The organism is Rhodoferax sp., assembly GCF_018063565.1.
Taxonomy (GTDB): Bacteria; Pseudomonadota; Gammaproteobacteria; order Burkholderiales; family Burkholderiaceae_C; genus Rhodoferax.
Window position 1 is genome coordinate 1 of the sequence record NZ_JAGPBB010000127.1, and the last position, 7,153, is coordinate 7,153.

Genomic DNA, 7,153 nt, shown 5'->3' on the forward strand with positions numbered 1-7,153 from the left:
GAGAAACGCCTGCCCAATGAACATTGAAGCCCGCCTGCCGGAGGTGGGAGCCCTTCTGTGGCGCGACAACGCGGGCCTGCGAGCGGACGTGGCCAGGCTGGTCACCATGTGGCAAAGTCAATTGCAGACCAGCGGCGGGCCGCTGCTGTTTGGTGAATTCAGCATCGCCGACGCGTATTACGCCCCGGTCTGCACGCGCCTGCAAACCTATGCCCTGCCGATGCCGGAAGACATCCGCGCCTATGTGGAACGGGTTTGCGCCCTGCCCGGCGTCAGGGCCTGGATTGAGGGCGCTTTGGCCGAGCAGGACTTTTTGGACTTTGAAGAGCCGTACCGACTGCGCCGCTGAGATGCAGGTTTACTTGGTTGGTGGTGCAGTGCGCGACGCACTGCTGGGTTTGCCCATGCAAGACCGTGACTGGCTGGTCGTCGGCGCAACGCCCGAGATGCTCATGGATCAGGGCTTTCAACCCGTGGGCCGTGATTTCCCGGTTTTTTTGCACCCCCAAACCCGTGAAGAATATGCATTGGCGCGCACCGAGCGCAAGACCGCACCGGGTTACCACGGTTTTGAGGTCCATGCGGCGCCTGAGGTCATGCTTGAAGAGGACCTTGCACGGCGCGACTTGACTATAAATTCAATAGCTGTCAAGGCACACTGGGTAAGCGCTGAAGGCCAATTTGATGCAGTAATCTCGAATAACCCGAACGACTGGCGCGATAGTGGCGATTTGCAAGATCCGTACGGCGGCGTCGCTGATCTGCACCGCCGGACATTGCGTCACGTGAGCCCGGCATTTCGCGAGGACCCGGTGCGGTTGTTACGTCTGGCGCGTTTTGCCGCCCGTTTTAACGACTTTGAGGTGGCAGCCGAAACACGTCAGTTGCTGCGCCTGATGGTCGATAGCGGCGAGCTTGACCACCTGGTACCTGAGCGAGTCTGGCAGGAGCTGGCGCGTGGGCTGCTGGAAAACACCCCCTCGCGCATGTTTGCTGTGCTGCGTGACTGCGGCGCACTGGCGCGTCTGCTGCCCGAAGTGGACCGGCTTTGGGGCGTGCCACAGCGTGCTGACTACCACCCGGAAATTGACACTGGCGTTCACCTGATGCTGGTGTTGGACATGTGTGCCCGCCTGAAGGCACCACTTGCGGTCCGGGTGGCCTGCCTGTTTCATGATCTGGGCAAAGGCACAACCCCCGCTGAGGTGCTGCCGCGCCACATTGGTCACGAGGCACGCAGCGTCCAACTGCTCAGAACGGTCTGTGACCGCCTGCGTGTCCCGACCGACTGCCGCGAACTGGCGGATGTGGTGGCACGCGAGCACAGCAACATCCACCGCAGCAGCGATTTCAGCGCTGCCGCGCTGGTACGGCTGGTCGAACGGTGTGACGGACTGCGCAAACCACAGCGATTTGAACAACTGCTACTGGCCTGCGAATGTGACGCACGCGGGCGACTCGGACTGTCCGAACAGGCATACCCGCAGCGCGAGCGCCTGCTTGGTCTGTTGACAGTGATGCAGGAAATTGATACCAGGTCGATAGCAGAAAGTGCAATCTCAACGGGCGCCAAAGGAAGAAATATTGGTGAAATGATTCACCTGGCACGAATTGCGGCAGTGCAGCAGCGACTGAGCTAAGGCGCTGGCGCTGCGGTATGCTTCACTACCATGTCTAGTTTGCTCATCATTGAAGACGACGAATTGCTGCGCGATGGCTTGAGTGCCCAATTGAGCCAAATGGGGCACTCGGTCACTGCGGCGGCCAGTGGAGAGGCTGCTCAGGTGTTGCTGGAAGCTGAACGTTTCGACGGCGTCGTGCTCGATCTGGGTTTACCCGGCATCAGTGGCATGGACGTTTTGCTCTGGTTGCGCAAACGCCTGCCGGCGCTGCCGGTGCTGATACTGACCGCCCGCGACGGCGTTGAAGACCGGGTTCAGGGTTTGAACGCCGGTGCCGATGACTACCTGACCAAACCCTTCAATATTGCAGAATTGCAGGCACGCCTGCTGGCATTGCTGCGCCGTGCACGTTTGCCGGCCTTTGGTGGCACCCTGGAGGTCGCCAGCCCGGCAACACGCCGACTGCGCGTGGATGCCACCCTGCCACAAGCCTGGTTGGGCGACGAGGCGCTTGAGCTCACGCAACGCGAGTGGGCCTTGCTGTCGCTGCTGGTCACCCACGCCGGGCGTGTGGTCAGCCGGGAGGATGTGCTGGAAACCTGGCAGTCAGAACCCGGTGATGGCGCGGGTGTCACCTCCAATGCGCTGGAGGTGTACATCCACCGGCTGCGGCGCAAGCTGGTGGACTCCGGCCTCAACATCCGCAATGTGCGCGGCTTGGGCTACATGCTGGAGTCCACCACCGCATGAACACCCCGGGCAGCCGTGTGGGCGCACCACCGGTTACCGCTGCATCCGGGGCACGGCAAGGTCTGTCGCTCAAACGGCAGCTGTTGATCTGGCTGTTGTTGCCACAGCTGGTGCTGTTTCTGGTCGGCGGGCTGCTGGCCTACCGGATTGCGCTGAGTTATGCGGAAAAAGCCATCGACCAGTCGCTGACCCAATCGGTACGCTCTCTGGCAAGGCAGGTCAAACCCATCGGTTCGGGGCTGCTGATCGACTTTCCGCGGGCCGCGCAGGACATCATCGAACAGGACCCCAAGGACCGCGTCAGCTACATGGTGTCTTCACCGCCCGGACAGTTTTTGCTCGGCAACAGCAAGCTGCCCGGCCCGGACAACACCGCAGTGGCGTTGGCCAGTGAAACCCTGCTTTACAACGCTCAGATTGATGGCAAGGCCATGCGTGTGGCCCTGCTGGAGCTGGACTACGGTGATGACCTGTCACCACAACGCATGCGGGTACAGGTGGCCAAGAGTCTGGCAGTGCAGCAGCGGCTGACCACCGAGCTGATCGCCGACATGCTGTTTCCGCTGCTGCTGCTGGCCGGGGTGCTGAGTGTGCTGGTCTACGGGGGTATTTCACGCGGGCTGCAGCCGCTCACTCGCCTTCAGGCGCAGCTGGGTGTGCGCCAGGACCCGGCGGTATCGGCACTGTCACCGATCGAGCTGACCCAGGCGCCGCAGGAGGTGCATGCATTGGCCGGCGCGCTCAATCAGCTGCTGGCCACCGTGCGGCGCAGCCTGGGACAGGAAAAGCGTTTTTTGAACGATGCCGCACACCAATTGCGCACCCCCTTGGCGGGACTGATCAGCCAGACCGAACTGGCATTGACCGAAACTGACCCTAAAGCCTTGCACGAGCGGCTCAACAAGGTGTTGTCTGGGGCGCAGCGCAGCGCGCACTTGGTGCACCAGTTGTTGTCGCTGGCACGGCATGAGGTCGAAGTTCGGCTGCAAATGCTTGATCTGGCTGAACTGGCCAGGGGCGTGGCACGTGAACACACACCCAGGGCGATCCAGTGCCGCATTGATCTGGGGTATGAAGGCCCGGAACACTGCCAGTTGGCTGGTGAACCCGTGTTGCTGCGTGAAGCATTGACCAACATGATCGACAACGCCTTGCGCTACGCCGGTCCGGACTGCGAAGTCACGGTGCGTCTGACCGACAACAGCAGCACCGTGGTACTGGAAGTCACCGATACCGGCCAGGGCATTCCGGCATCCCAACTGGAGCACGCCTTCGAGCGCTTTTGGCGCGGCTCTGAACAGGTGGGTGGTTGTGGGCTTGGCCTGGCGATCGTCGCCGAGATCGCACAGCGACATGGTGGTCAGACACAGGCCATCGCCGTAGAACCTGCGGGTCTATGTGTCCGTTTGACTCTGCCGCGCAGTTCGCATGGGCTACCCGGGTTGTAGCGCCTGCAGTTCGGCTGGGATTTTGCTCAGATCAACCAGCTGAACCCGAACCGCGTCGTCGCCTTCTTCTTTGAGTACGGCAGTGATCCAGGGTGCCTGGCGCCCCCAGACAGTGGCGATTGATGATTGCGGCGCGACCACCACCCCAACCAACTCGTCAAACAGCCAGACAAAGTCGGCCCTCGCGCCGCGCAGCACCAGACCGACAGAGACACCACTGATCGGACTGGCCAGCTGTCCGTGAATCAGGCGCGCATCCAGCAGTGGCCAGGTCGAGCCGTCCGATGCCTCAACCGCGCCCAAGGCGGGTGGACTGACCGGCGTTGCCAGCCAGCGGCGCAGGCGCAATGCAGAGCGGATCACGGCCACATCAAAGCCAAGGTAAACGCTACCGGCACGCACCACGCCGAAGCTCCTCGTTGCACCGCTGCCTTCGTAACGCGCCAGGTGATGGCGATTGGCCGCCCCCTCGAAACGCTTGTCGGCATGCAGCAACAGAACCGACACCCACTCGGAATGGCCGTCACTGCGCAGGAACTCCCGATAGCCTTGAGAGCGCGCAACACCCCCGAGGACTGGCGTTGTCCCCTGTTGGCCGAGTAGAGTCGTTGCGCCATCCGGCAAGGGCCAATGACCACCACCTTGGGGCTGGCTGGCCGTTGCCTCTGAGGTTTCGACAATCCATTGCGTGGCGCCAATACGATAGGCAGCACCGGTCCATCCGGCACCAACACACACTGCCTCCAACATGCCGGTCAACTCGCGGCGGGTCTCAAAGTACAGGGCGACACCGCCAACAACCCGCCCGTCGGGTGCACGCACCGCGGCCACATACGTCCAGACGTCGGCGTTTTCTTGCGGACTGACAGGACGCACCGCAAGATAGTCTTTAGGGGCCTGCAATGCGCCCATACCACTCAGGATATCTGCGCCTATATGGTGCGGGTGCGGTTCAACGCCCGGACGGGAAACAGCCAACACCTGCCCTTTGACATCGAACAGGGCCACTTGACGGTAGACGGTGTAGAGATCGTTCAGATGTGACAGCACCGGCTGGGCTTGAGCCGACAGGTCAGCGGCTTCTTTGTGGCCAGCGGCCACAGCCTGCAGGGTTTGACAGAAGACCGCGTTCAGCGCCCACCAGCGGCAGTCATTGGCGCGCTCGTAGAGGTTGCGGTCCAGAATGCTGACGGCCAGGCGCGCCTGCGCCAGCACCTGCGCTTGTAGTCCATTCTCCAGCAGCTCCGTCAATGAGCCAATGGCTCGGTCAAACAGTTCCAACGTACGGGTGCCGGCCAGCCCGATCTGGTCCAACACCACCCGCAGCGCAGCCACGTCCTGAACACCGGTCTCGGTTACCTTGCCGTTGAACAACACCAGTCGCAGGTCTGCCGCCGTCTCTTGCGCCCGCGCCAGGATAGACTGCAACTCCAGTTGAGCCTGCTGCAGGCTCGGCAGGTCCGTTGCCGACTCACCATTGCCCTGAGCGGATGCTGCGAGCACCCAGGCACGCCAGCCCGGCCCCGAGTAACCCTGGTAACCAGGAGAGATGGTTTGCGCCATCGGGTAATCATCTTTTCCCACGCGCACCGACCATGGCGGATCACCATTGGTGCGCGGAATCGAGCCACCCGGCAGGCGCGAGCCATTGCTGCTTTGCAACACCTGTCCACGGCTGTTGACAAAGGCAAGTGTCGCTTCGGGCTGGTCACCCAGCACTTCCGCACGCAGAGCGGATAGTTCCTCTGTCAATGCAAAGTGCAAAGCCACAACACCGAGAACACGACCATCATCATCGAGCACCCGATGGCCGTAAATCAATGCCGGATCAGCACCCCACCAGGCATGCGCCTCGTAGACCTCAACATAGCCATCCGCACCCAAACAGGCGTCAAACCACATTGGCACGCTGGGCCAGCTCGTGGAATTGACGACGCCATCGGTCAGTCGCCAAATCAGCTTGCCTTGCGTGTTGATCAGCGCAATATCGGTATAGACCGAATAAAAACTGCGGTACAGGCTCAACCGCCGTTGCAATGCAGCCACATCCTGTGATGCCGGGTCTCCCAGGTAAGCAACGATTGAGGCATCGGTGGCGATAAACCCAACGTCGGCAGTTCGTTCGAACAGATTGCGGACCAGAATGTCGATCGCTGCCTGCGCCCGGGCCAGCAGGTCGCGCTGCTGATTGGCCAGACGCGCCCTCTCCAGCCCCAGCGCCAATTCGTTGCACAGATCCTCGAATGCAACCCGTGTGCCGACCAAAGTCGACAGGAACTGATTGGCTTCACCCCGACACACGATGCGGGCTGTGGTTTCAATGAAGCGCCACTCCATGCGCTGGCGATCCAGATCTGCACGGATCTGGTGCGCAGGGTAGGCAACCTGCATGAAGAACTCCTCGTTTGGATGCGTCTTTTAAGACTTTGATCCCATCAAGCAAAGAAGATGCCAGAACCAGGCATCACCTTCATCCAACGATTTTGGATTCGACCCGCTCCTTTGTTCAACCCAGGCGCAACCCGGTTTGCGCGTCAAACCAGTTGTTGTGGTTGCTGCTCACCGACAGACCAACCTGGTCGCCCACCTGCACCTGCGTACTCGGTGGTGTCCGTACCGTGATCAGACCAACACCGGTCTTAACCACCACATAAGTATCTGCACCGGTCGGCTCAACCAGTGTCACCTGACCACGCCAGGTGGCGTCGTCGGTCAGGTGGATGTGTTCCGGGCGCTGGCCCAGCGTGACCTTGCCCTGCGCCGGGCAAGGCAATGCAAGACTGCCACCTTCAAAGGAAAATTGGCCGCTAGCGCCCATCCCACTTGCGCTACCAGCTATAAAATTCATGGTAGGTGAACCAATGAACCCGGCCACATAGGTATTGGCGGGGAGGCGATAGATGTCGTCGGGTGTGCCGATCTGCTGCAGGATGCCGTCTTTCATCACCGCGATGCGGGTGCCCAGCGTCATGGCCTCGATCTGGTCGTGTGTCACGTACACGCTGGTAATTCCAGAGACCTGGTGCAGGCGCTTGATCTCAGCGCGCATCTCGACGCGCAGCTTGGCATCCAGATTGGAGAGTGGCTCGTCAAACAAAAACAGCTGCGGGTCACGCGCCAAAGCCCGACCCATGGCCACGCGCTGACGCTGCCCGCCCGAGAGTTGCGCCGGGCGGCGGTCCAGCAGATGCTGGATCTGCAACATCTCGGCGACTTGCTGGATGCGTTTTTTGCGCACATCCAATGGCACCTTGCGCATTTCCAGCGCAAAACCGATGTTGTCAGCCACACTCATGGTCGGGTACAGCGCGTAACTCTGGAACACCATGGCGA

Annotated in this window: 6 protein-coding genes; 4 read left to right on the forward strand and 2 right to left on the reverse strand. The window is 61.2% G+C overall.

Annotation, left to right across the window (positions count from 1 at the left end):
* The 4 genes from KBF66_RS18000 to KBF66_RS18015 form a co-directional block, all read left to right on the forward strand.
* A partial coding sequence (locus tag KBF66_RS18000) for a glutathione S-transferase C-terminal domain-containing protein (protein ID WP_296660734.1) occupies positions 1 to 349 on the forward strand: 349 nt, incomplete at its 5' end.
* Position 350: 1 nt separating this feature from the next.
* A complete protein-coding gene (locus KBF66_RS18005; RefSeq protein WP_296660737.1) occupies positions 351 to 1,640 on the forward strand; it encodes a multifunctional CCA addition/repair protein in 1,290 nt (429 codons plus the stop codon).
* Positions 1,641 to 1,670: 30 nt separating this feature from the next.
* Entirely contained in the window at positions 1,671 to 2,372 is a 702-nt protein-coding gene (locus KBF66_RS18010) for a response regulator transcription factor (protein ID WP_296660740.1), read from the forward strand.
* On the forward strand, positions 2,369 to 3,820 hold the full coding sequence (locus KBF66_RS18015) for a sensor histidine kinase (RefSeq protein ID WP_296660742.1): 1,452 nt from the start codon (positions 2,369 to 2,371) through the stop codon (positions 3,818 to 3,820). Before KBF66_RS18010 ends, KBF66_RS18015 begins: the two co-directional genes overlap by 4 nt.
* Here the strand turns inward: KBF66_RS18015 and KBF66_RS18020 are convergent.
* Both KBF66_RS18020 and KBF66_RS18025 read right to left on the reverse strand, forming a co-directional pair.
* On the reverse strand, positions 3,806 to 6,211 hold the full coding sequence (locus KBF66_RS18020) for a cache domain-containing protein (RefSeq protein WP_296660745.1): 2,406 nt from the start codon (positions 6,209 to 6,211) through the stop codon (positions 3,806 to 3,808). The two genes, KBF66_RS18015 and KBF66_RS18020, sit on opposite strands and share 15 nt — an antisense overlap.
* A gap of 115 nt (positions 6,212 to 6,326) precedes the next feature.
* On the reverse strand, positions 6,327 to 7,153 hold an 827-nt coding region (locus tag KBF66_RS18025; RefSeq protein WP_296660748.1), incomplete at its 5' end, for an ATP-binding cassette domain-containing protein.